Origin of the sequence: Mycobacterium lacus, from assembly GCF_010731535.1 — a bacterium.
In the GTDB taxonomy this organism is placed as follows: Bacteria; Actinomycetota; Actinomycetes; order Mycobacteriales; family Mycobacteriaceae; genus Mycobacterium; species Mycobacterium lacus.
Window position 1 is genome coordinate 5,034,433 of the sequence record NZ_AP022581.1, and the last position, 25,633, is coordinate 5,060,065.

Below are 25,633 nucleotides of genomic sequence, written 5' to 3' on the forward strand. Positions count from 1 at the left end.
ATGCCGCCGCCGAGTTCGCCCGCCTTACGGATACGTGGCCTGGTGGTCGCCGCCGGGCTGGCCCTCGTCGGCACCATGCTGGTGCAGGCCGCCGAAGGCACCTATGACGACACCTTCCGGCTGACCGTGGTGGCCAACACCATGGGCGAGGGCTTGGCGCCCGGCGCGGAGGTGAAGTTCCACGGCCTGGCCATCGGCTCGGTCAAGACCCTGGAGTCGACCGGATACCACAAGCAGACCCTGACGGTGCTGCTCGACCCGCGCCAGGCCAAAGCGCTGACCGCCGACACCGTCGCCAGGTTCACCTCGTCTAACGTCTTCGGCACCGCGGCCGTCGAACTGGTCAGCGACGGCAAGGGCCCGCCGCTCCCCCCGAATCAGACCCTGGTGTTGCGCACCGACGTGCAGGCTGCCTCGGTTACCGGTCTGCTGCGTCAGGGCCAGCGACTCAGCCGGATCCTCGACACACCCGAGTTCGACCATGTCATCGAGGTGTTGCGCCGGCACGCCGACCTGGTCGAGCCCGCCGCCAGGGCCGGCCTCGATCTGGCCAAGATCCTGGCCGACTCCCAGAGCATGCCGGTGTCGCGATCGCTGTCGGTGCTGGCATCGTTTCTCAACGGCGTCGACCGTGCGCTGCCGGCGCTTGGGCTGGCGCCTGACCTGCTCGACGCGCTGGATCCCCTGGTGGCGCCGGGCGGCGTCGACCGCACGAATCTGGTCATGCGCCAGACCGGTCAGCTGCTGCGGGACGCCGGCCAGATCTCGGTGCGGCACAACCCCTGGCTCGTCCAGCTGGTCGGTGCGATCATGAACATCGAAATCCCGACCATGTTCGCCGTGGGCAGCCTGGCGCCGGCCTATGACCGGATTTCCGGCCTGATCGACCGGACCAGCACCGCCTTTCCGGTTGTCGACGGGCAGGTCCGGATGCGCACCGAGGTCATCCTCGACCCGCTGCCCGGTTCGCCCGAACCTGGGGGTGGCCGGTGAGGAAGGCGTCCGGCTCGGTGCTGTGGCTGACCGTGTTCACCGCGGTCGCCACGGTGTGCGCGGTCGTCGTGCTCACCGCCCTGCGCAGTCCGGTCAACGGGCCGCTCTCGCGTTACACGGCGATCTTCACCGACGTGTCAGGTCTCGACGTGGGCAACGATGTGCGCATCTCCGGAGTGCAAGTGGGCAAGGTCGAGGCCATCCGGCTCGAAGGTCGCAACGCCAAGGTCGACTTCACCGCGCTCGACGACCACCCGGTGTATCGCAACACCGTTGCCGCCGTGCGCTTTCAGAACCTGCTGGGCCAGCGGTATCTGGAACTGGTGCAACCGGCCGCCGCCGGTGAACGGCTGCCCTCGGGGGCCATCATTGCGATCGGACAGACGGTCCCGTCATTCGATATCACCCGGCTGTTCAACGGATTTCGGCCAGTCTTCACCGCCCTGGACCCGGCCCAGCTCAACCAGTTCGGCGAGAACCTGCTGCGGCTGATCCAAGGCGACGACACCGGGCTCGGCCCGGTGCTACGTGATCTTGACGCCATCGCCAAGTTCGCGGTCAACCGCCAGGCGGCTGTCACCGTGCTGATCCGCAATCTCGGCGAGATCTCGGCTGAACTGGGCGGCAAATCCCGGCAGCTGTTGCAGCTCATCGCCACGCTGAACGGGCTGCTGGCCAAGTTCACGGACAAGGCCGACGAGTTTCGCGCCTCGATCGACATCGAGCTGCCGCTGCTGCGCAGCCTGGTGCACACGCTGCAGTACGCCGAACGCACCTTCGACGGATCGACGGTGCCGCTCTACGACCTGACGAGCCGGATGTTTCCGCAAACACCGACCATCATCGCCGGCCTGTCCCTGGTGCCCTCCCTGATCCAGGGGCTGCGGGACTCGCTCGAGCAACAGCATGGTCCCAGCGTCGGCTGCGCCCACGGTCAGGTGCTGTTGCCGGGCATCGGCGAGGTGTCGTTCGCGCAACAGGATTTGGTGGTGTGCAGGTGATTTTCGGCAGCAGACGCAATCGGGGTAAAGCCCTGTCTGAGCGGGCCGCGGCGGCACGTAGCCGCCGGATCGGGGTCATCGGCGTCGTCGCCATCGTGGTCGCCCTGGTATCCACCGGCGTGGCCTACCTCAATCCGACGGGGCAGACCAGCTACACCGCAAACGCCGGCAGTTCCGGCGGCGTCCGCGCCGGCGACCAGGTGCGCGTCGCCGGAGTGCCGGTCGGCCGGGTCACCGGGGTCCGGCTGAACCGGACCCTCGTCGAGATCACATTCGACGTCAAGTCCTCGGTGGCCGTGGGCGCGCTATCCACCCTGGAGATCAAACTGCTCACCCCACTGGGTGGCCACTACCTGGCCCTCGATCCGCAGGGCAGTATGCCGTTGGGCCACAACGTGATTCCACCGCAGCGCGTCAAATCGCCCTACGAGGGCAGCGACATGATCCAAGAGGTGACCCCGTTCCTCAAGGAGGTCAACGGCCAGGTCATCCACGACACCTTCGCCGAGGTCGCCGACGCCGCCGACAAGCATCCCGACGCGCTGCGTGACATCGTGCGGTCCGCCAATGAGTTGACCGCGCTGGTGAGCAAGATGACCGGCGACGTCCATCGAGGCCTGGACTTGGTCGACGATGTCACCGGCGCGCTGGTCGCGGGTCGCAAACAACTGGTCGAGTTGCTCGAACAGTTCGCCCTGGTTGGGCAGCGCTATACCACGAAGTCCGTCGACATCGTCGAATTCTTCACCCTGCTCGGCGAGCTGACCCGAATCATCGACCGCGTCATGGTGTTCTACCACCGCCAGGTCGCGCCGACAGTCAACGGCATCGACGACATCTTCGACACCCTGTCCACCCACCCCGACCGCATCGGCCGGGCCGCCGAAGGACTGGGCCAGATCCTGCGCATCGTGGGGCCGATGCTCAGTGGAAACGGCGTCATCGTGGATGAGAGCCCACGGCTGGTGCCCGGGCAGGACATCTGCCTTCCCCACATTATGAGGCGCTGCTGACATGACGAAGAGCCCCCTGGCCGCCGTGACTGCGGTCGCGGCCATCACAGCCGCCGTTCTCGGCGCCAAGGTGGTGTCGCCGAAGCTCGACGACACCAAGGCGCTGTGTGCCGAATTCACCGACGGGGTAGGGATTTACCCCGGCAACAAGGTGCAGCTGTTGGGCATCGAAGTGGGCTCGGTGACCGCGGTCGCCAACAAACCCGACCACGTCCAGGTTGACTTCACCGTGCCCGAGGACCTCGACCTGCCGGCCGACGTCGGGGCGGTCACTTACTCGCAGTCGATCGTGAGCGACCGGCATGTCGAGCTCACCAAGCCCTACGCCGGCGGGGCCAAGTTCACCGGCGACCGGTGCATCACGCTGGAACGAACCAAGACCCCCCTCGGTGTCAGCGAAACCTTCGCCGCCGTCGACAAACTCGCCAACGCGGTGTTGGGATCCGGCCCGGGACAGGATCCGTCGGATGCGCCGGGTGCGCGGGCGATCAACGACAGCCTGCGAGCGGCCAGCCGCGCGCTGGAGGGCACCGGCCCGGAGCTCAACCAGGCACTGCGGGAGCTGGCCGCCGTCATCGGCGATCCCCAGCAGGCGGACGCCGAATACCGCCGACTCATCGAGAACGCCCAGATCCTCACCTCGACATTGCTGCAGAGCCGGGACACCGTGGCCACCATCGTGCAGACCCTGCCGGAGAGCCTCAGGATGATCGAGGGGCTGGCGGACGGGTTCGGGTCGTCGCTGCACCGGCTCGCGCACGCGCTGCCGATCCTGGTCGAAGCATTGAATCGGTTCGCCCCCCGGGTCTATCACAACGTCACCGACAAGCTGATCCCCTGGGTGCGCGATGTCCTCAACGCCTACACCCCCAACATCGTGGGGGCGATCAACGCCTTGCCGCCGGTGACCAACTGGCTCGCCTCGGTATACGAGCCGGCATGGGGCACCCACAACGTCACGTATCTGCCGCCTCAGGTGGCGATTTCGCCGTCGCAGGCCGAGGCGATCTGTGGTGTGCTGCGGCAGCGCGGCACCCCCGGCAGCCAGGCGGCATGTGCGTCCACAACCGCCCCCGATCCGGTCACGCTGGGTCTGACCGATCTCATCCTGGGGGCCGCGTTGCCATGAGCCGACGACCGTTACTCGCTGCGCTGTGGGGCGCCCTGGTGATCAGCCTGACAGCGTGTTCGCTCGACCCGACCCGGTTGCCGGTGCCCGGTTCCTATGTCCCCGGCGACACGTACCGCATCAGGGTGGAATTCTCCAGCGTGCTGAACCTGCCCGCTAGGGCGAAGGTGGATTTCGGCGGCGTCCGGGTTGGCGTGCTAGACCGGGTGCAGCTGGACGGCAGTACCGCGGTCGCCTACATCGATGTCTCCCGGAGCGTCAAGCTGCCGCAGAACACGCGTGCCGAGCTGCGGCAGGGGACCGTCCTGGGCGACATCTACATCGCGCTGCTGCCCGCGGACGACCCGGCACCCATGTCGCTGCAGGACGGCGACACCATCCCGCTGCGCAATACCGCGCCGGCCGACAATGTCGAGGACATCTTGCGCGGGGTGTCGAACCTGGTGTCCGGCGGCGCGCTCACCACCGTGCAGCAAGCGGTGATCAACTTCAACAACGCGTTCCCGAAGGACCCGGCCGAGCAAGACCGCATCCGCAACAAGCTGGCCGGTGTCCTGCACGACCTGGCGGCCAACCAAGACACCATCGACGAAATCCTCTCCAGTGCACAGAATGTCAGCCGGAGTCTGCTGTCCAACGCCGGTGTCTTCGACCGGCTGATCACCGACGGACCGGGCAAGATCGAGGCGATGGGGGGTGTGCTACCGGACATCATCCAGCTTCTCATCGATGTTCAGGACCTTGGCCGCAGCGGAGGGCAGTTGCTGGTGCCGAATACGCCCGACTTCATCCAGATGCTCTCCTACCTCACGCCGTTGGTCGGATCGGTGGCGACGGCTGATACCACGGTGCCGGTTGTCGCCGACAAGCTGGTCGGCCTGGTGCGCGACAAACTCATCGGCTTCTTCGCCAATGGCGGACCGAAATTCATTGTCTCCGAGGTTCATCCGCCGCAAGGCGATCTGGGTGCCGATCCCGCGGACAAGGCCGACCAGGCGATCTCGGCGATGCGCACGATGGGGATGCTGCCATGAAGTTCAATGCCGCAACGACTTTGGTGATCCTGGTGATCACGACCATTCTCGGCGTGGGCTATCTGTCGTTGTCAGTGCTGCACATCGATCCGACCGACAAGGCCACCCGGCTCACCCTCCTGCTGGACGACTCGGGCGGACTCTTGCCGACCTCGCAGGTGACGATGCGCGGGATCAAGGTGGGCCGAGTGACCGGTATCCGGACCACCCCGACCGGGCTCGAGGTGTCGATCAACCTCGACCGAGCCCATCCGGTTCCCGTTGACAGCGTGATCAGCATACAAAACCTCTCGCTGGTCGGCGAGCAGTACATCGACTTCAAGCCGAAACGCATTGCGCCGCCGTACTTCAGCGACGGCGCGGTGATCCCGGCCGAGCGAGTCGCGCCCGCCGTCACCGTGAGCGACCTGCTGGCCAGGGCCGACACGCTGCTGTCGGCGATCGATCCACGGTACGTGCGCACCGTTGTCAGCAACGTCTCCCAGGCGTTGGCGGGCAACGACGACACCCTGGACTCGCTGGCCACCACGGCCGGGTTGGTCGCCAAGACGCAGTGGGAGCAGAGACAACTGCTCGCGACGCTGTTTGGCAACGTCTCCGCGCTGACCACCGATCTCGACGAGCTGCACGCCGGCTCGGTGCTCGGCGAGGCCGCACACCTTTTGCCAGGCACGGTGTCGGCGTTGACCGGGCTGGTCCGCGACACCGATGAGTACACCCGCGCCGCCGGCGACGGTGCCTTCGCGCCGGGCGCGCCGATCCCGACGCTGGTCGCCAACCTGGGCGAGTACCTCGACATGTTGTCCGGGCCCCTGAGCACGTTCGCGGCCGCGCTGGAGCCGGCGACAGCGCCGCTGCGCGGAGTCAAGGTCGACGCCGGGCACTGGCTGGATTTCTGGGAGTCGACCTTCAATGACGCCGGTGGACTGCGTGTGCAGGTGAATGTGCCGGAATGGCACCAACAGTGAAGGATCACCCGATGAGCATCGACACGATCGATGAGGCCGAGGTTGCGACGGCCGCGGATGCCGAGGTGGCCGAGGCGGCCCGGCCCAGCCGCTGGCGCACGTTGCGGCGGGTTCCCGGGCGGGCGTGGCGATGGGTCTCGGCGGCGGTGGCGGCGGCGTTGATCGGCGGCGCGGTGTTCGGTTTCCTGAAGTACAGCAGCGCGGTCGATGAGCTGGCGGCTTTGCGTCGGGCCGAATCCGATCGGGAGGCCGCGGCCAAGCTCGCCAAGGAATACGCGCTGAAATCGCTGACTTACAGCTACCAGGATCCGGACGCCTTCTTCCGATCCGTGCAGGACGGTGTCGCGCAGACACTCAAAGACAAGTACGTCAACGCCACCGATCTGCTCAAAGGCATCATGCTGCAAGCGCAGGTGACCTCGTCGGGTGAGGTGCTGGCCGCCGACGCCGTCGCACAACCCGGCCAGGTGTACCAGGTGGTGGTGGCGGCCGCCCAGACCACCCGCAACCTGCAGAACCCGAAGCCGCGGGTGTCGCTCATCCTGCTGCAGGTTACGGTCAACAAAATCGGCGGCAGTTGGCAGGTCTCCGACATTGGGCCAAAGACCGGCGGTCACCCGGTGGGTCCGGATCAGCCGGGGCCGGAGTCCGGCGCGGGGCCCCCGCCCGGGCGATAGCATGCGCGGCCGGCGGCAAGTCTGAACGGCGTTGGGGCGGTTGATGGGTTGCGCGAGGCGGGCCCCGCCGTGGCCGCCGGTGCCGTGGGCCCAAATCGGCCCGGCACCCTGTTCAACACGGCAACCAAAGCGGCGGGCCTGGGCGGTGCGGCGAACGACGCCGCCACGCAAACCCTTACCGCCCCGGCCACCCATGGGGTGACCGGGGTCGGTTCGGGGTCGTCCTGTCCTAGCCACCGACCCAACCGGTGGCCGGCCGGGGTCAGTCGGCTCGGGCCACAATGGCTCTATGGCACTGGATCTGACGGCGTACTTCGACAGAGTCAACTACGGTGGCGCCACCGAGCCGACGCTCGATGTGCTGCAGAATCTGGTGACCGCCCACACCCGAACGATTCCGTTCGAGAACCTCGATCCGTTCCTGGGTGTGCCGGTCGACGACCTGAGTCCGGAGGCGCTCACCGACAAGCTGGTGCGCCGGCGCCGGGGCGGCTTCTGCTACGAGCACAACGGGCTGATGGGCTACGTGCTGGCCGAGCTGGGCTTCAGGGTGCGCCGGTTTGCCGGCCGGGTGGTGTGGATGCTCCCACCGGGCGCGCCGCTCCCGGCGCAGACGCACACCGTGCTGGCGGTGACGTTCCCCGGCGCGCAGGGCTCCTACCTCGTCGACGTCGGATTCGGCGGCCAGACACCGACCTCGCCGCTGCGCGTCGAGACCGGCAGCGTTCAGCAGACACCGCACGAGCCGTACCGACTGGAGGACCGCGGCGACGGGTTGGTGCTGCAGGCGCTGGTCCGCGACCAATGGCAGACGCTCTACGAGTTCACCACGCAGACCCGGCCGCAGATCGATCTGACGGTGGGCAGTTGGTATGTGTCAACCCACCCGTCATCCCACTTCGTGACCGGCCTGATGGCAGCCGCGGTCACCGAGGACGCGCGGTGCAACCTGTCCGGCGGGAACCTGGCCATCCACCGCGCCGACGGGACCGAGAAAATTGTCCTCGAAAGCGCCGCCGCCGTGGTCGACACGCTGAGCGAGCGGTTCGGGATCGACATGGCGGACGTCGGCGCTCGCGGCGCGCTCGAGGCGCGCATCGACAAGCTATTGGCTGCGCAGCCAGGTGCCGATTCGCCGTAACGCTTCTTCGATGTCGCCGGTCGGTCCGGCGAAGGACAGCCGCACGAACGAGCCGCCGTGAGTGGTGTCGAAGTCGATTCCCGGCGCGATGGCAACACCCGTGTCGGCCAACAACTTTGAGCAAAACGCCAGCGAGTCGTTGGTGAAGTCCGAAACGTCCGCGTAGACGTAAAACGCGCCATCGGTGGGCGCCAGCCGCTCGATCCCGATTTTGCGCAGCCCGTCGAGCAGCAGCGAGCGGTTGATGGTGTAGTGCGCCAGGTTGCCGTCGGCTTCGGCGGTGGCCTCGGGGGTGAACGCCGCCACCGCGGCGATCTGCGACAGCGCCGGCGGGCAGATGGTGAAATTACCGGTCAGGCAATCCACGGCGCGACGCAGCTCGGCCGGCACCAGCAGCCAGCCCAGCCGCCAGCCGGTCATCGCGTAGTACTTGGAAAAGCTGTTGACTACCACCGCGTTTCGCGACGTCTGCCATGCGCAGCTGGTTCGCGGCGCCCCGTCGTAGACCAGGCCGTGGTAGACCTCGTCGCTGATCAGCCGCACCCGGGACGCGTCACACCACGACGCGATCGCCGCCAGCTCCGTGGGTGGTATGACCGTCCCGGTGGGATTGGCCGGGCTGGCGACGATGACGCCCCGCACCGGGGGGTCGAGTTCGGCGAGCATTCGTGCGGTGGGTTGAAACCGGGTCTCCGGCCCGCATTGGATCTCCACGACCTCACATCCCAGCGCCGACAGGATGTTTCGGTAGCACGGGTAGCCGGGGCTGGCGAGCGCCACCCGGTCGCCCACGTCGAAGCACGCGAGGAAAGCCAGCAGAAAACCACCCGAGGAGCCCGTGGTGACCACCACCGCGTCGAGTTCGACGTCGATGCCGTGCTGGCGCCGGTAATCCGCCGCGATCGCGGCACGCAACTCGGGAATACCCAGCGCCACGGTGTAGCCCAGCTGGTTCAGATGCAGCGCGGCGGCCGCGGCCGCGCGTACCGGCTCGGGGGCGCCCGCGCTGGGTTGGCCCGCCGACAGGTTCACCAGATCCCCGTGGGTGCGCTGGCGTTCCGCGGCCGCCAGCCAGACATCCATCACGTAAAAGGGCGGGATGCCGGCGCGTAGCGCGACATGACGGTTCACGGCGATCCGAGTACCTCCGCTTCCAGTCGGCGCAACACCTCTCGCGGGGAGCCGAGCAGCTGCGCGCTGCCATGTGCGCGTTTGAAATACAGGTGCATGTCGTGTTCCCAGGTGATCGCGATGCCGCCGTGCAGCTGGATGCCCTCGGCCGCCACCGTGCTCAGCGCTTCGCTGGCGGCAAGCCGCGCGGTGGCGGCGTTGGTGGGCGTGGGCTCGTTGCACGCCTCGGCGACGACGGCGCGGGCGGCCGCGACGGCGACGTACAGATCGGCCATCCGATGCTTGAGTGCCTGAAAGCTGCCGATGGGGCGGCCGAATTGCACTCTGCTCTTGGTGTATTCGACGGTCAGCTCCAGGCAACGCTCGGCGGCGCCGATCTGTTCGGCCGCCAGCAGGATAGCCGCGCTGTCGGCGATGCCCGGGTCGACGCCCAGTGTGACGGCTTCTTCGGGTCGCACCCGGGCGAGCCGGCGGGTGGGGTCCATGGTGGCGACGGGCCGCGCGCTGAACCGGGTCCATCGGCTGAGTTGGCCGTCTTTGGCGGCGACGACGACGTCGGCGATGTCCCCGTTGACGACGTAGTCGGGGTCGAGCACCAGTGCCCCGATCGAAGTGCCATGGGCAAGTCCCGTGAGCGCTTCCGTGTCGGGTTCGGGCGCGGCCAGCAGCGCCAGCTCCGACAGCGTGGTGCCCAGCAGGGGAGACGGGACCAGGGCCCGGCCCAGCTCCTGCAAAACCGTTGCGGCATCTGCCAATTCGCCACCGGCTCCGCCTAGCTCCTCGGGCATTACCAGGGCGGCGGCGCCGACCTGATCGCACAGCAGTCGCCACAGCGACTCGTCGTAGCCACGGTCGGATTCCATCGCCGCACGCACCGCCGCCGGGCTTGCGTGCTTGGTGACCAGGGCGGCGACGGTTTCCCGCAGTAGCTCCCGTTCTTGGGTCATAGCGCCGCTCCTCCTATCGCTTCGCTCTGCATCGTCGCCGCCGCGGGTCATAGCGCCTCCAGCACTCGGCGCCGATGCGCCTCCGGCGTACCCCACGCCGACCGCAAGGCCTGCACCCGCAGCAGCCACAGCGACAGGTCGTGTTCCTGGGTGAACCCGATCGCGCCGTGGGTCTGCAACGCCGAGCGCGCCGCGAGTAGGCCCGCCTCGCTCGCGGCCACTTTGGCGGCGCTGACGTCGCGGGGTTCCAACGACAGTGCCGCACCGTAGACCAGTGGCCGGGCCAACTCGATCGCGATGTGCACGTCGGCGAGCTTGTGTTTGATCGCCTGATACGAGCCGATCACCCTGCCGAACTGCGCCCGCTGCTTGGCGTAGTCGACGGCCGCGCCCAACAGCGCTCCGGCCGCGCCGATCAGCTGCGCCGCGGTGGCCAACGCCCCGAACTCGAAGGCGCGGTTGAGGTCTGCCCGCCACGGTGCGCCGGTGGCCGTTAGGTCGTAGAGGCGGCGGCTGGGATCGACGGAGTCGTGCTTTTCACCGCACTGGGCTTCGGTGACACCCGAGCGGCCGGCGAGCAGGACCAGCCCGGCGGTGTCGGCGTCGACCGCGTAGGGCACGTGCGGTGGCAGCGCGACGGTCGCGACCAGGTCGCCCGCAGCCAGGCCCGCGCTGCGCTCGTCGTCCGCAAGCAGAACCGGTGCCACGGCGATGGATTCGGCAACCGGGCCGGGCACGCACCAGCGTCCAAGACGTTCGAGCGCGACCACCAGATCCACCGGGCTAGCGCCCAGGCCATCAAACTGCTCGGGCACGGCCAGCGCGGTGACACCGAGATCGGCCAACTGTTCCCACACCTTGCGACCGGGTGCGACATCGCCCGCGGACCAGGCGCGGACGGCGCCGGGCAGGTCCGCGGCGCCCAGCGCCGCGTCGATGCTGGCCGCGAAGTCGCGCTGCTGTTCGTCCAGGGCGAAGTCCACTATCGCTTCTCCCTTGGCAGGCCCAGCAACCGTTCAGCGATGATGTTGCGCTGGATTTCGTTGGTACCGGCGTAGATCGGGCCGCCCAGGGCGAACAGCAGGCCGTCGGTCCATGGTCCGGCCAATTCGCCGTCGGCGCCCCGGATGTCGAGCGCGGTCTGATGCAATTCCACGTCCAGGTCGGACCAAAAGACTTTGGTCACCGACGATTCCGCGCCCAGCTCACCGCCAGCGGCCAGTCGGGTGACGGTGCCGAAGGTTTGCAGCCGGTAGGCCTGCGCCTTGATCCATCCGTCGGCTACCCGGTCGGCGAATTCCGGTGGCGCGCCGCTGTGCTTCCAGAGCCGCACCAGCCGTTCCGCGGCGGCCAGGAAGCGGCCCGGGCTGCGCAGCGACATGCCGCGCTCGTTGCTCGACGTGCTCATCGCGGCGCGCCAACCGTCGTTCGGGGTGCCGATGACGTCCTCGTCGGGCACGAACACGTCGTCGAGGAAGATCTCGCCGAACCCGGTGTCGCCGCCCAGCTGGGCGATCGGACGCACGGTAATTCCCTTGGCCTTCAGGTCGAACATGAGGTACGTCAGCCCGCGATGCCGCTCCGCCGCGGGGTCGGACCGGAACAGCCCGAATGCCATGTCGGCGAACGGCGCCCGCGAGCTCCAGATCTTCTGTCCGTTGAGCAGCCAGCCGCCGTCGGTCTTGGTCGCGGTGGAACGCAGCGACGCAAGGTCGCTGCCGGATTCGGGCTCCGACCAGGCCTGCGCCCAGATCTGTTCGCCGCTAGCCATTTTCGGCAGGACACGGTCGAGCTGTTCCTCGGTCCCGTGCGCGAAAAGCGTCGGAGCCAGCATCGACGTGCCGTTGGCGCTGGCCCGGCCCGGCGCTCCGGCGCGGAAGTACTCCTCCTCGTACACCACCCAGTGCAGCAGCGGCGCGTCGCGGCCGCCGTACTTCCGCGGCCAGGTGATCACCGACAGACCGGCGTCGAACAGCACCCGGTCCCAATGTCGGTGCTGGGCAAAGCCTTCCGCGTTGTCGTAGGACTTCGTCGGAATGGCCTCTCTATTGGCGGCAAGGAAGTCGCGCACCTCGGCCTGGAAGGCCAACGTCTCTTCGTCGAAATTCAGATCCAATTCAGGCCAGCTCTCGCAGTAGTGACTTGACCACCTTGCCGCCCGCATTGCGCGGCAACGCGTCGACGAACCGCACCGACCGCGGCGCCTTGAAGTTCGCCAAATGCTCACGGGCATAGGCGATCACCGATTTCTCGTCGAGCCTCGAGCCGGGCCGGCAGACCACGAACGCCCTGCCGACCTCGCCCAGCCGCTCGTCGGGAACCCCGATCACCGCGGCATCGGCCACGCCGTCCATCCGGGCCAACACCTGCTCGACCTCGGCGGGGTAGACGTTGAATCCCCCGCAGATGTACATGTCCTTGAGCCGGTCGGTGATCCGCAGGTTGCCCGCCTCGTCGACGGCGCCGATATCGCCGGTGTGTAGCCAGCCGTCGGAATCTATTGCGGCGGCGGTCGCTTCGGGGTCGTCCAGATAGCCCAGCATGACGTTGGGCCCACGCAGCAGGACTTCTCCGGTGTCACCTATGCGCAGTTCGAAATCTGCGAATGGGCGTCCGCAGGTGGTGGCGACCGTCACCGCGTCGTCGTCGGGGCGGCACATCGTGCCCATCCCGTTGGCCTCGGTCAAACCGTAGGCGGTGAGCACGATGTCGATGTCCAGTTCGGACTGCATACGTTCCACCAACACAACCGGCACCGTGGCCGCCCCGGTCACCGCGAACCGCAGTGAGCTCAGGTCGTAGTCACCGCGGGCCGGGTGGTCCAGCAGGGTCTGGTAGATGGTGGGCGGCCCGGGCAACACGGTGATGCGGTGTTGCTCGATGGCCTGCAGAGCGCGCAGCGGATCGAAGGTGAGGTGAGGGATCAACGTCGCGCCGGTCTGCAGGCAGGCCAGGATGCCGGCCTTGTAGCCGAAATTGTGGAAGAACGGGTTAATGCACAGGTAGCGGTCGTCGCTGGTGATCTTGCCGTTGGCGGCCCACGATGCCGAGGCCGACAGCGACTGCCGGTGGGCGCAGAGCACGCCTTTGCTGCGGCCGGTGGTGCCGGAGGTGAACAGGATGTCGCTGACGTCGTCGGCGCTGACGGCGGCGGCGCGGGCTTGGACGGCATCGAGGTCGTGACCGCGCGCGATGAACCGGTCCCATGTCCCGTCATCGGCCTCGATCGGCACGCGCACGATGTGCCGCAGCGCGGGCAAGGCGTCGCGGTCCAAGCCGGCCACCCGGTTGGCGCCCAGGAACGTGCCCATAGCGAACAGCACCGGCGCACGGGTGCGGGCCAGGATATCGGCGGCCTCTTCGGCGGTATAACGAGTGTTCAGCGGCACCATCGCGGCGCCGGCGCAGTGGATGGCCAGGCAGGCGACCACCCAGTGCCAGGTGTTCGGCGACCAGATTGCCACCCGGTCGCCGGGCTCGACGCCCAACGAGATCAGCGCGGCCGCGGCCCGGTGCACCTCGTCGCGCAGCGCGGCCGCTGTGAAGCTTCGCTCCTCGGTGATCAGCGCGTCGTGGTCGGGGAGTAGGCGCGCGAGACGATCCAGCGCCGCGGGCACGGTGCGGGGATCGCTCGACATCGACGACACTCCTGGGCTAACAAAGCAAGTGCTTGGTAGGTTAGCCTACAGGCTATGCAGGACGTCGAGGAGTTCCGGGCGGAGGTCCGCGGCTGGCTCGCCGACAATCTGGTCGGCGAATTCGCGGCGCTCAAGGGTCTGGGCGGGCCGGGACGCGAGCACGAGGCTTTCGAAGAGCGCCGCGCCTGGAACCGGCACCTCGCCGCCGCGGGCCTGACGTGCCTGGGCTGGCCGGTGGAGCACGGTGGCCGTGGGCTTTCGACCGCGCACCGGGTGGCGTTCTACGAGGAGTACGCGCGCGCCGACGCTCCCGACAAGGTCAACCACTTCGGGGAAGAGCTGCTCGGGCCGACGCTGATCGCGTTCGGAACGCCCGAGCAGCAGCGGCGCTTCCTGCCGCGCATCCTCGACGTCACCGAGCTGTGGTGCCAGGGATACTCGGAGCCCGGCGCCGGCAGCGACCTGGCCAACGTCTCGACCACCGCCGAGCTCGACGGCGACCAGTGGGTGATCAACGGCCAGAAGGTGTGGACGTCATTGGCGCACCTGTCGCAGTGGTGCTTCGTGATCGCCCGCACCGAGAAGGGCTCCAAACGCCACGCTGGCCTGTCGTATCTGCTGGTGCCGTTGGATCAGCCGGGCGTGCACATCCGGCCGATCGTCCAGATCACCGGCAGCGCCGAGTTCAACGAGGTGTTCTTCGACGATGCCCGCACCGACGCCGACCTGGTGGTGGGCCAGCCGGGTGACGGTTGGCGGGTTGCGATGGGCACGCTCACCTTCGAGCGCGGCGTCTCGACGCTCGGTCAGCAAATCGTTTACGCCCGTGAGCTTTCCAATTTGGCCGAGCTGGCACGGCGCAACGGTGCCGTCGATGACCCGTCCATCCGGGAGCGGCTGACCCGGGCGTGGGCCGGGCTGCGGGCGATGCGTTCGTATGCTCTGGCCACCTTGGAAGGGCCAGCCGTCGACGGCCAGGACAACGTGTCGAAGTTGTTGTGGGCCAACTGGCATCGCGATCTGGGCGAGCTGGCGATGGACGTGATCGGCAAGCCCGGGATGACCATGACCGACGGCGAATTCGACGAATGGCAGCGGCTGTACCTGTTCACTCGCGCCGACACCATCTACGGCGGATCCAACGAGATCCAGCGCAACATCATCGCCGAGCGGGTGCTCGGCCTGCCCCGGGAGGTCAAGGGATGAGTTTGTCCGAGGCACCGAAAGAGGTTGCTGGACACGGGCTTCTGGACGGCAAGGTGGTGGTGGTGACCGCCGCCGCGGGCACCGGCATCGGTTCGGCCACCGCACGGCGGGCTCTGCTCGAGGGCGCCGACGTCATGATCTCCGACCATCATGAACGACGGCTGGGCGAGACCGCCGACGAATTGTCCGCGCTGGGACTCGGTCGGGTCGAAGGCGTGCTGTGCGACGTGACATCCAGTGTCCAGGTTGACGCCCTGATCGACTCCACCACCGCGCGGATGGGCCGGATCGACGTGCTGGTCAACAACGCCGGCCTGGGCGGGCAGACGCCGGTGGCCGACATGACCGACGACGAGTGGGACCGCGTCCTGGACGTGACACTGACGTCGGTATTCCGGGCCACCCGGGCGGCGCTGCGGTACTTCCGGGACGCGCCGCACGGTGGTGTGATCGTCAACAACGCCAGCGTCCTGGGCTGGCGGGCCCAGCACTCGCAGGCCCACTATGCGGCTGCCAAGGCCGGGGTGATGGCGTTAACCCGTTGCAGCGCAATAGAAGCCGTCGAGTACGGGGTCCGGATCAACGCCGTCTCGCCCAGCATTGCCCGGCACAAGTTCCTGGACAAGACGAGTTCGCCTGAGCTGCTGGATCGGCTGTCCGCGAACGAGGCGTTCGGGCGCGCGGCGGAGCCGTGGGAGGTGGCGGCCACCATCGCGTTTCTGGCCAGCGACTACTCCAGTTACCTCACCGGCGAGGTGATCTCGGTATCGAGCCAGCATCCGTGAGCCGACCTGGCTGCTCGCCAGCCGCCCAGATCCACTATTGCACCAGCCGGCCTAGGCTGAGGAAGCCCGACAACGCGGTGCCCATGTTGAAAAACCCCGAGCCCACGCCGCTTTGGCCGGGGGCAAAGGGGACACCCGGTACGCCGATGTTTCCAATGCCGGAGAGCTGGCCGTTGAAGAAAGCGCCACCGCTGGCCGTATTGAAAAAGCCCGAGATTCGGCGAGGCATGGGGCCGCTGGCCGTGTTGAAGAAGCCCGACATTTCGGTGCCAGTGTTTCCAAAGCCCGAGTTGGTCAGGCCGCTGTCGGTAGTGGCCCCGAAGGCCGTGTTCACATCGCCGGAATTCCACAAACCCGTGTTGATGTCGCCGGAATTCCCATTGCCGGTGTTGTAGCTGCCCGAGTTGTATACGCCCGTGTTGAGAGTTCCGGCGTTCCCGACACCGGTGTTTCCCGAACCCGCGTTCCCGAAACCGGTGTTCAACGTACCCGCGTTCCCGAAACCGGTGTTCAACGTACCCGCGTTCCCGAAGCCGATGTTGGCGATGCCCGAGTTGCCGAAGCCGACGTTGCTATTGGGCTCGCCTGGCACCAGGAAATTGGTGCCTGTGTTGAAGATGCCAATGTTGCCGTCACCGGAGTTGAAGAAACCGATGTTGTTGGTGCCCGAGTTGCCCAGGCCGATGTTGCCGGCGCCGGAGTTCAGCAGCCCGGCCAGGTTGATGCCCCGCTGATTGTTGCCGGTGAGCCCGATCCCGATGTTGTTGTCGCCGGTGTTGCCGAAGCCGAAGTTGAAATTGCCGGTGTTGCCGGCACCGATGTTGTTGTCGCCGGTGTTGCCGCCGCCGCTGTTGGCGTCGCCTCTGTTGCCGAAGCCCATGTTGAAATTGCCGGTGTTGCCCAGGCCCACGTTGTGGCCGCCACCGACGCCGGAACCGCGGTTGCCGAAGCCGACGTTGCCGTCGAGGGCGTTGCCGGAGCCGAAGTTGTCGCTGCCGGTGTTGCCGCTGCCGATATTGCGGTCGCCGATGTTTCCGCCGCCCAGGTTGGAGCCGCCCTTGTTGCCGTCCCCCACGTTGCCGCTGCCGGTGTTGCCGCTACCGATGTTGGCATTGCCTTTATTGCCGATGCCCAGGTTGGGCAGGCCCTGCAGGAACTGCTGCAGGCTGGCCGGCAACGGGACCAACTGCGCGGCCGCCGCCGACGCCCCGGCGTGATAGCCCGTCATCGCCGCCACGTCGGCGGCCCATATCTGCTCGTAGGCGGACTCGGCGGCCATGATCGCCGGCGCATTCAGTCCCAAGAAGTTTGACCGCACCAGCTGCACGAACGCGGTGCGGTTGGCCGCCACCGCCAGCGGATGAATCGTCGCGGCCCGCGCAGCCTCGAACACAGCGGCCACCGTTTTGGCCTGCGCGGCAGCCGCTTGTGCTTGGGTGGCCGCCGCGCCGAGGAACCCCGCATACGGGGCGGCCGCGGCCGCCATCGCCGCAGAGGCGGCGCCCTGCCAGGCCTGACCGGCCAACCCCGAGGTCACCGACGAAAACGACGACGCCGCCGACCCCAGCTCCGACGCTAACCCGTCCCACGCGGCCGCAGCGTCCAGCATCGGCGCCGAACCCGCACCGGTGAACATCCGCAAAGAATTGATTTCCGGTGGCAATACCGCGAAATTGACCACGGTTGATCTCCTACGCGTTCCCTGAATTCGAGTACTCGACGACATCAGGGATGCTACGGCGATGACAGTCCGGACATCCGGGTTTTCGCCGAAAAGCCAAGCGGGCCTGATTCGTTATCGGGCAAATCAATGATGCCGGCAGTTGTTCCGGGAGGCGCCGGGTCGACACCGGAATCCGTCGGCTCAACCCTCCTGGTAGCTCCAGGTGCGTAGGTGCTCGGCATTCTTGTCCAGTTCGGGCACTACACCGGTGGCGACGGCGATCACGAGGTCGAAGCGTTCGTCCTCGGGCGCGCTAATCCATCGACCGTTGATGGCTAGAAAGGTCCGACAGGCTGTCCACGCGAGTCGCTTGTTTCCGTCCACTAGCGCGTGATGACGAGCCAGCGAGTGCAGCAGCGCGGCGGCCTTGAGGTGCAGATCTGGATAGGCATCCTGGCCGAACACCGACGCGCGGGGCCGCGCTAGGGCCGATTCCAGCAAGCCGTAGTCCCGGACCGCGACGTCCCCACCGACGGCCTCGCGCGCTACTTCCAGCAGGTCTTCGAGATCCAGGTATTCGGTCATGCGTCCTTAAGTCGCTCCAAAACCCCAGCCTCCTCGCGCACCACGCGCTGCAGCGCCGCGGCAACCTTGGCCTGGTGCTCCCGCCGGGCGATGTACTCGTCGATGGCCGACAGCGCGACAGCCTGCATCGACCGCCCCTCGGCGGCGGCCTGCCGGCGCAGCGCCGCCGTCTGCTGATCACTGGTGCGCAGGGTCATGCCCATGACCCCGCATGATACCTGATTGATACCATACGGCGGGCGGCGCGTTTACGAGCCCCCGCATGCTCGCCAAAGGCCGACCCGGTACGCGCGCCTAGCCCGTCAACCGCTGCGTGAGGCTAAAGAAGCCCGCCAGACCGGTGCCCATGTTGAAGAAGCCCGAGTCGACGCCGCTGAAGTCGGGCCCGAACAAGGTGCCCGGAACGCCGGTGTTTCCAATGCCCGAGATGACGCCGTCTATTAAGGTGCCGCCGCTGGCCGTGTTGAAGAAGCCCGACATTTCGCCGTTTACGAGTGCGCCGCCGCTCGCCGTGTTGTTGAAGCCCGAGACTCCGGTACCGGTGTTGTTGAAGCCCGAGTTGGTGGCGCCGGAGTCGGTGGTGAACCCGAATCCGGTGTTCACGTCCCCCGAATTCCAGAAGCCCGTGTTGGTGTTGCCCGAATTCCCACCGCCCGTGTTCACGTCGCCCGAGTTCACAAAGCCCGTGTTTAGCTCGCCCGCGTTCCCAAATCCGGTGTTGAAGTCGCCCGAATTCCCAAAGCCCGTGTCTAGCTGGCCCGAGTTCCCGAAGCCGAAGTTGCCGGTGCCGGAGTTTCCGAAGCCGATGCTACCGAGGCCCGAGTTCCCGATGCCCAGGCTGTTGAGGTGGCCGGGCATCAGAGTATTGGTGCCCGTGCTGAACATCCCGATGTTGCCGTCGCCCGAGTTGAAGAAGCCGACGTTGTTGCTACCCGAGTTCCCGATGCCGATGTTGTTGGTGCCCGAGTTCAGCCCGCCGAAACTGAACTGGCCGGTTGCGGTGTTGTAATAGGTGTTCCCGACACCGATCAGATTGTCGCCGGTGAGCCCGAAGCCGACGTTGTTGTTGCCGGTGTTTCCGCCGCCAAAGTTGTTGTTGCCGTTGTTGCCGCCGCCGAGGTTTCCGTCGCCGAGGTTTCCGAGGCCGATGTTGTTGTTGCCGGTGTTACCCATGCCCATGTTTTGGCCCGCGTGTGGGTCGCTGCCGGTAGCGGTGTTTCCGAAGCCGATGTTTCCGTAGCCTCGATTTCCGGCGCCAGCGTTGACGTGGCCGATGTTTCCGAAGCCGAGGTTGCCGGTGGGGCCATTGGGGTTGCTGCCGGTGCTGTTATTGCCGCTGCCGACGTTTCCGTCGCCCGTGTTGCCGTTGCCGAGGTTGTAGTTACCGGTATTGCCGTTGCCCAAGTTGCCGTTGCCCAGGTTGCCGATGCCGATGTTGACGTCCGAGGGGGCCGCCGTGGCCGGACCGGCGCCGAAAAGCTGACCTATACCCGGCAGGTTCTGCAGCGCCTGCTGGAAGGGGCTCAACTGCGCGGCCGCCGCCGACGCCCCGGCGTGATAGCCGGACATCGCCGCCACGTCGGCGGCCCACATCTGTTCTTAGAGGGTCTCGGCGGCCGCGATCGCCGGCGCATTCTGTCCGAAGATGTTCGACATCACCAACTGCACGAACGCATTTCGGTTGGCCGCCACCACCGCCGGATGGATCGTGGCCGCCCGTGCGGCCTCGAAGGCACTCGCCACCGCTTTAGCCTGCCCAGCCGCGCTCGCAGCCTTGGTCGACGCCGCGCTCAAAAACGCGCTGTACGGAGCCGCGGCGGCCGCCATCGCGGCCGCTGCCGGACCTTGCCAGGCCTGGCTGGCCAGCTCCGACGTCACCGACGAAAACGAGTCGGCCGCCGAGCTCAACTCCTCGGCCAGACCCTGCCAGGCCACTGCCGCTTCCAGCATTGGCGCAGAACCCGCACCGACGTACATCCGCAAGGAATTGACCTCGGGCGGCAATACCGCGAAGTTCATTGCTGTCTCCCAACGTCGATGAGCGAACGATGCGCAGCGTCACACTACGACGTTCCTCCGGTGTGGGACTGCGCTTTCGCAGAATCGATGCGAGCCGGATCGCATCGTTGGCCGAGCAAGCGCTTGGTTGATAGTCTGATCGGGTGAACCCAGCGACCGGCCAGGCTAATAGTCGGCGAGACGAGTTGTTGGAGCTCGCCGCGGCCATGTTCGCCGAGCGCGGCCTGCGCGCCACCACCGTGCGCGATATCGCCGACGGTGCCGGCATCTTGTCCGGCAGCCTGTACCACCACTTCGCCTCCAAGGAGGAGATGGTCGACGACCTGCTGCGCGGGTTTCTCGATTGGCTCTTTGCCCGCTATCGCGAGATCGTGGACCGCGAACCCAACCCGCTGGAGCGGCTCAAGGGGTTGTTCATGGCGTCGTTCGAGGCGATCGAGCACCGGCACGCGCAGGTCGTCATCTACCAGAACGAAGCCCAACGGCTGTCGTCGCAACCCCGGTTCTCCTATATCGAGGACCTGAACAAGCAACAGCGAAAGATGTGGGTCGACGTGCTCAATCAGGGCATCGAGGAGGGCTACTTCCGGCCCGACCTCGACGTCGACCTGGTCTACCGCTTCATTCGCGACACCACCTGGGTGTCGGTCCGCTGGTATCAACCCGGCGGGCCACTCACGGCGGAGCAGGTGGGCCAGAACTACCTCGCCATCGTCCTTGGCGGGATCACCAACGAAGGAGTCTGAAAGATGCCGTGTGTCGGCGACGATGCAGTGGGGGCACTACCCGCTTGCGGGGGAGAGGAGCGGCACTTGTGACAGAGGCGTATGTCATCGACGCCGTGCGCACCGCGGTTGGCAAGCGGGGCGGCGCGCTGGCCGGGGTACATCCCGTCGACCTGGGTGCCCTCGCGTGGCGCGGATTGCTCGACCGGGTCGACGTCGACCCCGCCGCCGTTGACGATGTGATCGCCGGTTGTGTCGACGCCATCGGCGGGCAGGCGGGCAACATCGCGCGGCTGTCGTGGTTGGCCGCCGGCTATCCGGAAGAGGTTCCCGGTGTCACCGTGGATCGGCAGTGTGGCTCCAGCCAGCAGGCGATTTCCTTTGGGGCACAGGCGATCATGTCCGGCACGGCCGACCTCATCGTGGCCGGCGGCGTGCAGAACATGAGCCAGATCCCGATCTCGTCGGCGATGACCGTCGGCGAACAATTCGGGTTCACCTCGCCAACCAACGAGTCCAAGCAGTGGCTGCATCGTTACGGCGATCAGGAGATCTCGCAGTTCCGTGGCTCGGAGCTGATCGCCGAGAAGTGGAACCTGTCCCGCGAAGAGATGGAGCGGTACGCATTGACCAGCCACGAGCGCGCGTTCGCGGCGATCCGGGCGGGCCACTTCGACAACGAAATCCTCACCGTGGAAACCGAATCCGGGCCGTTCCGGGTAGACGAGGGCCCGCGCGAGTCCTCGCTGCAGCAGATGGCCGGGTTGAAGACGCTGGTCGAGGGCGGCCGGCTGACCGCGGCGATGGCCAGTCAGATTTCCGACGGCGCCAGCGCGGTGCTGTTGGCTTCCGAACAGGCCGTCAAAGACCATGGACTGACGCCCCGGGCCCGCATCCACCACGTCAGCGCCCGCGCGGCCGACCCGGTGTTCATGCTGACCGGTCCCATCCCCGCCACCCGCCACGCGCTCGACAAGACCGGGCTATCCATCGAAGACGTCGACACCGTCGAGATCAACGAGGCGTTCGCGCCGGTCGTCATGGCCTGGCTCAAGGAAATCAAGGCCGACCCGGACAAGGTCAACCCTAACGGCGGCGCGATCGCGCTCGGGCATCCGCTGGGCGCCACCGGGGCCAAGTTGTTTACGACCATGCTGAATACGTTGGAACGCATTGGCGGTCGCTATGGCCTGCAGACGATGTGCGAGGGCGGCGGGACGGCGAACGTCACGATCATCGAGCGGCTCTAGCGTCCTGCGCCGAGCGTGAAATGCGCGACGGGTCACCCGGCGTGTCGTGTCGTGGATTTCACTGTCGGCGGGGCTGTCGGTGGGTGATGTCAGCATTCGTCGATGAGCGAACTCACCTGGCCCTTCTTGGGGGCCGAAGCCCTGGCCGCAAAGGCCATTTCCGAGCGCGCGATGCGACAGCTGTATGAGCCCGTCTATCCGGGCGTCTACATGCCATCTGGCATCGCGATGACAGCGCGCCAGCGCGCGGTTGCGGCATGGCTGTGGTCGCGACGCCGCGCCGTCGTCACGGGCAATTCGGCAGCGGCCCTACTGGGCGCAAAGTGGGTGAGCCCGGCGCTTGATGCGGAGCTGATATGCGCAAACCGTCGCCCGCCGCGCGCCATCGCCGTGTACACCGACGCCGTGCTTCCCGGTGAGGTGCTCGAAGTCGGCGGGGTCCCGGTAACCGGCCCGGCGCGCACGGCCTTCGATATCGGGCGCCGAACAACGTCGCGGCTGCAGGCCGTCCAGCGCCTTGACGCGTTGGCCAACGCGACCGACGTCAAGCTCACCGACGTCGAGCGCGTCATGGCGCAGCATTCCGGTGTGCGGGGTCTGGTCCGGCTCCGGTCCGTGTTGCCGCTGGTCGACGGGGGTGCGGAATCCCCGCAGGAGACGCGGACCCGGTTGGTGTTGATCGACGCGGGCCTGCCCAGACCGCAGACGCAGATCAGGGTGTTCGACGATTACGGGGACTTTGTTGCCCGCATCGACATGGGTTACGAAGAATTGCGCGTCGGCATCGAATACGACGGACCGCAACACTGGACGGACCCGGAACGGCGCGCTCGAGATATCGACCGGTCCAGCGCGTTGCTCGATCAGGGCTGGACGATCATCCGGGTAAGCAGTGACCTGCTCCGATACCGGCAGGGCACGTTCGTAGCCCGAGTCGTTGCGGCAATGCGGGCGGCGGGGTGGCGTCCATGACCGCCGAGAGTGAACCACGCGACGCCGGATCGGCGTGTCGCGTAGTGCGATTCACAGTCGGCGGATCAGTCGGCCACCAGCGCCGAGGCGGCCCGCAGACGCTCGATCGCATCGCGCACGATCGACTCGATCAGCTCTTTGCACGACGGCAGGTCGTCGAGGATTCCGGCCACCTGACCGGAGGCCAGCACGCCGGCCTCGGTGTTGCCCTCGACCAGGCCGGCCTTCAGCAGCATCGGGGTGTTGGCCGCCATCACCACTTGCGACCAGGTCAAATCCTTGCCGTGGCGCATCGCCAGGCCGTCGGCGATCATCGACCGCCAGGTCATCTGCGACATCTTCCTGAACTTCGCGGCATTGCGCACGGCGGCCGCGAAACCCCTTGCCCGCGAACCACTTTCCAGCTTCTCGACCAGCCCGGTGCGCAGCACCCGGTGCGGCATGCCGTCGACGCGGGTGGTGACCACCGTGCCGTCCAGGGCCGCCTCTAGGTACCGCCGCTTGACGGCGTCGGGCACGGTGGAGTCCGAGGTGAGCAGAAACCGAGTGCCCATCGCCACCCCGGCCGCCCCATACGACAGGGCCGCGGCAAGGCCGCGGCCGTCGAAGAAGCCACCCGCGGCGATCACCGGGATGCCGGTGCCCTTGACGGCGTCGAGCACCGACGGCAGCAGCAGTGTGGTGGCGACGGGTCCGGTGTGCCCGCCGCCTTCGCCGCCCTGCACGATCATCGCGTCGGCACCCCAGCCCGCGACCTTGCGCGCATGCTTGGCCGCGCCAATCGACGGGATAACCACGGCACCAGCCTCTTTCAGCCGCGCTATCAGCTCCTGCTTGGGCGCCAGGGCGAACGAGGCCACCTTCACGCCCTCGCGGATCATCAGCTCGACACGCTCGCCGGCGTCGGCGGCATCGGCACGGATGTTCACCCCGAACGGCTTGTCGGTGGCGGCCTTCACCTTGCCGATCGCCGTTGCCAGCTCGTCCAGCGTCATGGTGGCCGACGCCAGGATGCCGAGCCCGCCCGCGTTGGCGGTCGCCGACACCAGCCGGGCGCCTGCCACCCAGCCCATCCCGGTCTGCACCACCGGGTGCTCGACGCCGACCAGCTCGGTCAGCGGTGTCTTGAGCCTCACGAACGGATCTCCCTGTCGCGCAGCGCCTTCGGATCGATGACCTCGCGGATCAGGCGCAGCTCCTCGTCGGTCGGCAGCCTCGTCTCGGGGGCTTCGTCGAGCCCGTGCACCTCGAACGAGGTGGCCTCGCGGACGTCGTCGGGCGAGACCCCGGGGTGCAGGGTCAGTGCCCGCATCGTGTGGTCCGGGCCGGCGAAGTCGAACACCCCGAGGTTGGACACCACCCGGAAGACGTTGACGAACCGGAACGCCGGGTTGCCCGGGGCCACCTTGTCGTAGCCGATGCCGCAGACCACGTCGACCGCCTCGCAGAATACCCGCCTGGAATGGTTGCCGACCCAGTAACTGGTCGCGTGGTTGATGGAGTTGCCGGGCGCACCCCGGACACCGAACATCTGCCGGGTCGGATGCTGCAGCGGCCCGAACGCCGACAGGTTCTGATTCCCAAAGCGGTCAACCTGATTGGCGCCCATCACCACATGTCGTCGGCCCCAGGCCAGCGTCTCGAACACCCGGCCGAACGGCATCCAGCCCTCGATGGCTCCCGTCTTGCCCAACGCCGGGGTATCCGCCAGCAGCTGGGCCTCGCCGTCGGTCAGCAGGATGTCGGGGGAGAACGTGAGACGCGCCAGCCGGGCTCCAATCGACGCCATGGTCGTCATCGGGCTGATCATGATCTCGCCCGCGTCGCGGAACAATTCGGCGCAGGCGACCGCGCACACCTCGGCCCGGGTGGTCACTTGGAGGCCTCCCCAGCGAACGCTCGCACTGCGGCTTGGTAGTCGTCCTCGCTGCCGGAGAGGTACGTCTGGACGAACCGCCGCCAGCCATCCGCCGTCGAGGCGGCCTCGGCGTAGTGGCGTTGGAACGTCTCGTCGCGGCCGTAATCCGGTGCGGCGGTGGTGAAGTGTGCGCCACCGGGTGCCTCCACGACCGCGTCGACCATCATCCGGTTCACCAACAACGCTTGTGGTGGAACCGCTTTGACCAATTCGTCAGTCGCAACGATGCGCTCCACCGAGAGGAAGCGTTTGTCGGCGGCCATCAGAAACAGGTCGTCGAAGTAGGGGTCGATTCCGGTATAGGCGGCATTGCCGTGTGCATCACCAAGATTGAGGTGGGCGAAGGCGGCGTCGAGGCGCAGCGCCGGCATGGCGAGCAGCGTCTCGTGGCTGCCGTCCGTCGGATAAGGGCTGGTTACCGTCTGCAGTTCGCCTTCCCAGAAGTCGAGCACCGAACTGCCCAGCCCGGCGCGAATGGGCAGGAACGGTAGTCGTTGCGCCGCCGCATGCAGCCCGCAGCGCAGCATGCCCTCGTCCATCTCGCGGGCCTCGATTGCCCCGGTGGTGCGCGCCTTGGCAAACCAGGGGTCGTAGAAGGGCGGCGAGTCCAGCGAGACGAACCCGTAGTAGACGCGCTTCACCTTGCCCGCCGAGCACAGCAGCCCCAGGTCGGGCCCGCCGTAGGTGACCACCGTCAGGCCGGTGACGTCGGTGCGCAGCATGGCCCGCACGAAGGCCATGGGCTTGCGCCGCGATCCCCAGCCGGCGATGCCGATGGTCATGCCGCTGCGTAGTTGTGCGACGGCGTCGTCGAGGGTGGTGCGTTTGTCGGCCACGG

The 25,633-nt window shown here is 67.2% G+C and carries 24 protein-coding genes and 1 pseudogene; 13 read left to right on the plus strand and 12 right to left on the minus strand.

Annotation, left to right across the window (positions count from 1 at the left end; genetic code table 11):
* From G6N24_RS23325 to G6N24_RS23360, 8 genes are all read left to right on the plus strand, one after another.
* Positions 1–993 carry an MlaD family protein gene (locus G6N24_RS23325; protein ID WP_085162369.1) on the plus strand — a complete coding sequence of 331 codons (993 nt, stop codon included), beginning with the start codon at positions 1–3 and terminating at the stop codon, positions 991–993.
* The gene (locus G6N24_RS23330) at positions 990–1,994 is read left to right on the plus strand and encodes an MlaD family protein (protein ID WP_085162368.1); all 1,005 of its coding nucleotides are present in this window, start codon (positions 990–992) and stop codon (positions 1,992–1,994) included. Before G6N24_RS23325 ends, G6N24_RS23330 begins: the two co-directional genes overlap by 4 nt.
* Positions 1,985–3,007, plus strand: a complete 1,023-nt coding sequence (locus G6N24_RS23335; RefSeq protein WP_169716100.1) for an MlaD family protein — start codon at positions 1,985–1,987, stop codon at positions 3,005–3,007. The genes G6N24_RS23330 and G6N24_RS23335 overlap by 10 nt, the downstream gene beginning before the upstream one ends.
* A gap of 1 nt (position 3,008) precedes the next feature.
* Positions 3,009–4,136: an MCE family protein gene (locus G6N24_RS23340; RefSeq protein WP_085162367.1), complete on the plus strand. Its 1,128-nt coding sequence runs from the start codon at positions 3,009–3,011 to the stop codon at positions 4,134–4,136.
* Positions 4,133–5,170: an MlaD family protein gene (locus G6N24_RS23345; protein ID WP_085162366.1), complete on the plus strand. Its 1,038-nt coding sequence runs from the start codon at positions 4,133–4,135 to the stop codon at positions 5,168–5,170. The genes G6N24_RS23340 and G6N24_RS23345 overlap by 4 nt, the downstream gene beginning before the upstream one ends.
* Positions 5,167–6,138, plus strand: a complete 972-nt coding sequence (locus G6N24_RS23350) for an MlaD family protein (RefSeq protein ID WP_085162365.1) — start codon at positions 5,167–5,169, stop codon at positions 6,136–6,138. The genes G6N24_RS23345 and G6N24_RS23350 overlap by 4 nt, the downstream gene beginning before the upstream one ends.
* Positions 6,139–6,149: 11 nt before the next feature.
* Complete coding sequence (locus G6N24_RS23355) at positions 6,150–6,815, plus strand: hypothetical protein (RefSeq protein WP_085162391.1); 666 nt, start codon at positions 6,150–6,152, stop codon at positions 6,813–6,815.
* A 289-nt stretch (positions 6,816–7,104) separates the two neighbouring features.
* Positions 7,105–7,956 (plus strand): arylamine N-acetyltransferase family protein, encoded by an 852-nt coding sequence (locus G6N24_RS23360; protein WP_085162364.1) that lies wholly within the window; start codon positions 7,105–7,107, stop codon positions 7,954–7,956.
* Here the strand turns inward: G6N24_RS23360 and G6N24_RS23365 are convergent.
* The 5 genes from G6N24_RS23365 to fadD3 are packed head-to-tail and all read right to left on the minus strand — an operon-like array spanning position 7,921 to position 13,672.
* Complete coding sequence (locus tag G6N24_RS23365) at positions 7,921–9,087, minus strand: pyridoxal phosphate-dependent aminotransferase (RefSeq protein ID WP_139822565.1); 1,167 nt, start codon at positions 9,085–9,087, stop codon at positions 7,921–7,923. The genes G6N24_RS23360 and G6N24_RS23365 overlap by 36 nt on opposite strands.
* Entirely contained in the window at positions 9,084–10,034 is a 951-nt protein-coding gene (gene ipdE2 / locus G6N24_RS23370; protein WP_085162363.1) for an acyl-CoA dehydrogenase IpdE2, read from the minus strand. The genes G6N24_RS23365 and ipdE2 overlap by 4 nt, the downstream gene beginning before the upstream one ends.
* A 47-nt stretch (positions 10,035–10,081) precedes the next feature.
* On the minus strand, positions 10,082–11,017 hold the full coding sequence (locus G6N24_RS23375) for an acyl-CoA dehydrogenase family protein (RefSeq protein WP_085162362.1): 936 nt from the start codon (positions 11,015–11,017) through the stop codon (positions 10,082–10,084).
* Complete coding sequence (locus tag G6N24_RS23380; protein WP_085162361.1) at positions 11,017–12,150, minus strand: acyl-CoA dehydrogenase family protein; 1,134 nt, start codon at positions 12,148–12,150, stop codon at positions 11,017–11,019. Before G6N24_RS23380 ends, G6N24_RS23375 begins: the two co-directional genes overlap by 1 nt.
* Before the next feature lies 1 nt (position 12,151).
* Positions 12,152–13,672, minus strand: coding sequence for a 3-((3aS,4S,7aS)-7a-methyl-1,5-dioxo-octahydro-1H-inden-4-yl)propanoate--CoA ligase FadD3 (gene fadD3, locus G6N24_RS23385; RefSeq protein WP_085162389.1), 1,521 nt, complete (start codon positions 13,670–13,672; stop codon positions 12,152–12,154).
* 54 nt (positions 13,673–13,726) lie between these two features.
* Between fadD3 and ipdE1 the strand changes: the two genes are divergently transcribed.
* The gene (ipdE1, locus tag G6N24_RS23390; protein ID WP_085162360.1) at positions 13,727–14,878 is read left to right on the plus strand and encodes an acyl-CoA dehydrogenase IpdE1; all 1,152 of its coding nucleotides are present in this window, start codon (positions 13,727–13,729) and stop codon (positions 14,876–14,878) included.
* The gene (ipdF, locus tag G6N24_RS23395) at positions 14,875–15,663 is read left to right on the plus strand and encodes a (5R,7aS)-5-hydroxy-7a-methyl-1-oxo-2,3,5,6,7,7a-hexahydro-1H-indene-carboxyl-CoA reductase (protein WP_085162359.1); all 789 of its coding nucleotides are present in this window, start codon (positions 14,875–14,877) and stop codon (positions 15,661–15,663) included. The genes ipdE1 and ipdF overlap by 4 nt, the downstream gene beginning before the upstream one ends.
* Before the next feature lie 34 nt (positions 15,664–15,697).
* Here ipdF and G6N24_RS23400 read toward each other — a convergent pair whose 3' ends face one another.
* From G6N24_RS23400 to G6N24_RS23415, 4 genes and pseudogenes are all read right to left on the minus strand, one after another.
* The gene (locus G6N24_RS23400; RefSeq protein ID WP_085162358.1) at positions 15,698–17,344 is read right to left on the minus strand and encodes a PPE family protein; all 1,647 of its coding nucleotides are present in this window, start codon (positions 17,342–17,344) and stop codon (positions 15,698–15,700) included.
* 183 nt (positions 17,345–17,527) lie between these two features.
* Positions 17,528–17,911: a type II toxin-antitoxin system death-on-curing family toxin gene (locus G6N24_RS23405; protein ID WP_085162357.1), complete on the minus strand. Its 384-nt coding sequence runs from the start codon at positions 17,909–17,911 to the stop codon at positions 17,528–17,530.
* The gene (locus tag G6N24_RS23410) at positions 17,908–18,114 is read right to left on the minus strand and encodes a CopG family transcriptional regulator (protein WP_085162356.1); all 207 of its coding nucleotides are present in this window, start codon (positions 18,112–18,114) and stop codon (positions 17,908–17,910) included. The genes G6N24_RS23405 and G6N24_RS23410 overlap by 4 nt, the downstream gene beginning before the upstream one ends.
* A 91-nt stretch (positions 18,115–18,205) precedes the next feature.
* Positions 18,206–19,930, minus strand: a pseudogene (locus G6N24_RS23415) (PPE domain-containing protein).
* Positions 19,931–20,136: 206 nt separating this feature from the next.
* On the opposite strand from G6N24_RS23415, the gene G6N24_RS23420 reads away from it, so the two are divergent.
* From G6N24_RS23420 to G6N24_RS23430, 3 genes are all read left to right on the plus strand, one after another.
* A complete protein-coding gene (locus G6N24_RS23420) occupies positions 20,137–20,676 on the plus strand; it encodes a TetR/AcrR family transcriptional regulator (RefSeq protein WP_232070847.1) in 540 nt (179 codons plus the stop codon).
* A 68-nt stretch (positions 20,677–20,744) separates the two neighbouring features.
* Positions 20,745–21,905, plus strand: coding sequence for a steroid 3-ketoacyl-CoA thiolase FadA6 (fadA6, locus tag G6N24_RS23425; protein WP_085162354.1), 1,161 nt, complete (start codon positions 20,745–20,747; stop codon positions 21,903–21,905).
* Positions 21,906–22,007: 102 nt separating this feature from the next.
* The gene (locus tag G6N24_RS23430) at positions 22,008–22,877 is read left to right on the plus strand and encodes a DUF559 domain-containing protein (RefSeq protein WP_085162353.1); all 870 of its coding nucleotides are present in this window, start codon (positions 22,008–22,010) and stop codon (positions 22,875–22,877) included.
* A gap of 65 nt (positions 22,878–22,942) precedes the next feature.
* Here G6N24_RS23430 and ipdC read toward each other — a convergent pair whose 3' ends face one another.
* The 3 genes from ipdC to ipdA are packed head-to-tail and all read right to left on the minus strand — an operon-like array spanning position 22,943 to position 25,631.
* Positions 22,943–24,013 (minus strand): (3aS,4S,5R,7aS)-5-hydroxy-7a-methyl-1-oxo-octahydro-1H-indene-4-carboxyl-CoA dehydrogenase, encoded by a 1,071-nt coding sequence (ipdC, locus tag G6N24_RS23435; RefSeq protein ID WP_085162352.1) that lies wholly within the window; start codon positions 24,011–24,013, stop codon positions 22,943–22,945.
* Positions 24,010–24,753, minus strand: a complete 744-nt coding sequence (gene ipdB, locus G6N24_RS23440; RefSeq protein ID WP_085162351.1) for a cholesterol ring-cleaving hydrolase subunit IpdB — start codon at positions 24,751–24,753, stop codon at positions 24,010–24,012. The genes ipdC and ipdB overlap by 4 nt, the downstream gene beginning before the upstream one ends.
* Complete coding sequence (gene ipdA, locus G6N24_RS23445) at positions 24,750–25,631, minus strand: cholesterol ring-cleaving hydrolase subunit IpdA (RefSeq protein ID WP_085162350.1); 882 nt, start codon at positions 25,629–25,631, stop codon at positions 24,750–24,752. The genes ipdB and ipdA overlap by 4 nt, the downstream gene beginning before the upstream one ends.
* Positions 25,632–25,633: the final 2 nt, after the last annotated feature.

What these genes read in the sequence shown, in the direction of transcription:
- G6N24_RS23325 (WP_085162369.1), top strand. Translation starts at nt 1, where the DNA reads ATGCCGCCGCCGAGTTCGCCCGCCTTACGGATACGTGGCCTGGTGGTC.
- G6N24_RS23340 (WP_085162367.1), top strand. Translation starts at nt 3,009, where the DNA reads ATGACGAAGAGCCCCCTGGCCGCCGTGACTGCGGTCGCGGCCATCACA.
- G6N24_RS23345 (WP_085162366.1), top strand. Translation starts at nt 4,133, where the DNA reads ATGAGCCGACGACCGTTACTCGCTGCGCTGTGGGGCGCCCTGGTGATC.
- G6N24_RS23350 (WP_085162365.1), top strand. Translation starts at nt 5,167, where the DNA reads ATGAAGTTCAATGCCGCAACGACTTTGGTGATCCTGGTGATCACGACC.
- G6N24_RS23355 (WP_085162391.1), top strand. Translation starts at nt 6,150, where the DNA reads ATGAGCATCGACACGATCGATGAGGCCGAGGTTGCGACGGCCGCGGAT.
- G6N24_RS23360 (WP_085162364.1), top strand. Translation starts at nt 7,105, where the DNA reads ATGGCACTGGATCTGACGGCGTACTTCGACAGAGTCAACTACGGTGGC.
- ipdE2 (WP_085162363.1), bottom strand. Translation starts at nt 10,034, where the DNA reads ATGACCCAAGAACGGGAGCTACTGCGGGAAACCGTCGCCGCCCTGGTC.
- fadD3 (WP_085162389.1), bottom strand. Translation starts at nt 13,672, where the DNA reads ATGTCGAGCGATCCCCGCACCGTGCCCGCGGCGCTGGATCGTCTCGCG.
- ipdE1 (WP_085162360.1), top strand. Translation starts at nt 13,727, where the DNA reads ATGCAGGACGTCGAGGAGTTCCGGGCGGAGGTCCGCGGCTGGCTCGCC.
- ipdF (WP_085162359.1), top strand. Translation starts at nt 14,875, where the DNA reads ATGAGTTTGTCCGAGGCACCGAAAGAGGTTGCTGGACACGGGCTTCTG.
- G6N24_RS23405 (WP_085162357.1), bottom strand. Translation starts at nt 17,911, where the DNA reads ATGACCGAATACCTGGATCTCGAAGACCTGCTGGAAGTAGCGCGCGAG.
- G6N24_RS23410 (WP_085162356.1), bottom strand. Translation starts at nt 18,114, where the DNA reads ATGGGCATGACCCTGCGCACCAGTGATCAGCAGACGGCGGCGCTGCGC.
- G6N24_RS23420 (WP_232070847.1), top strand. Translation starts at nt 20,137, where the DNA reads ATGTTCGCCGAGCGCGGCCTGCGCGCCACCACCGTGCGCGATATCGCC.
- G6N24_RS23430 (WP_085162353.1), top strand. Translation starts at nt 22,008, where the DNA reads ATGAGCGAACTCACCTGGCCCTTCTTGGGGGCCGAAGCCCTGGCCGCA.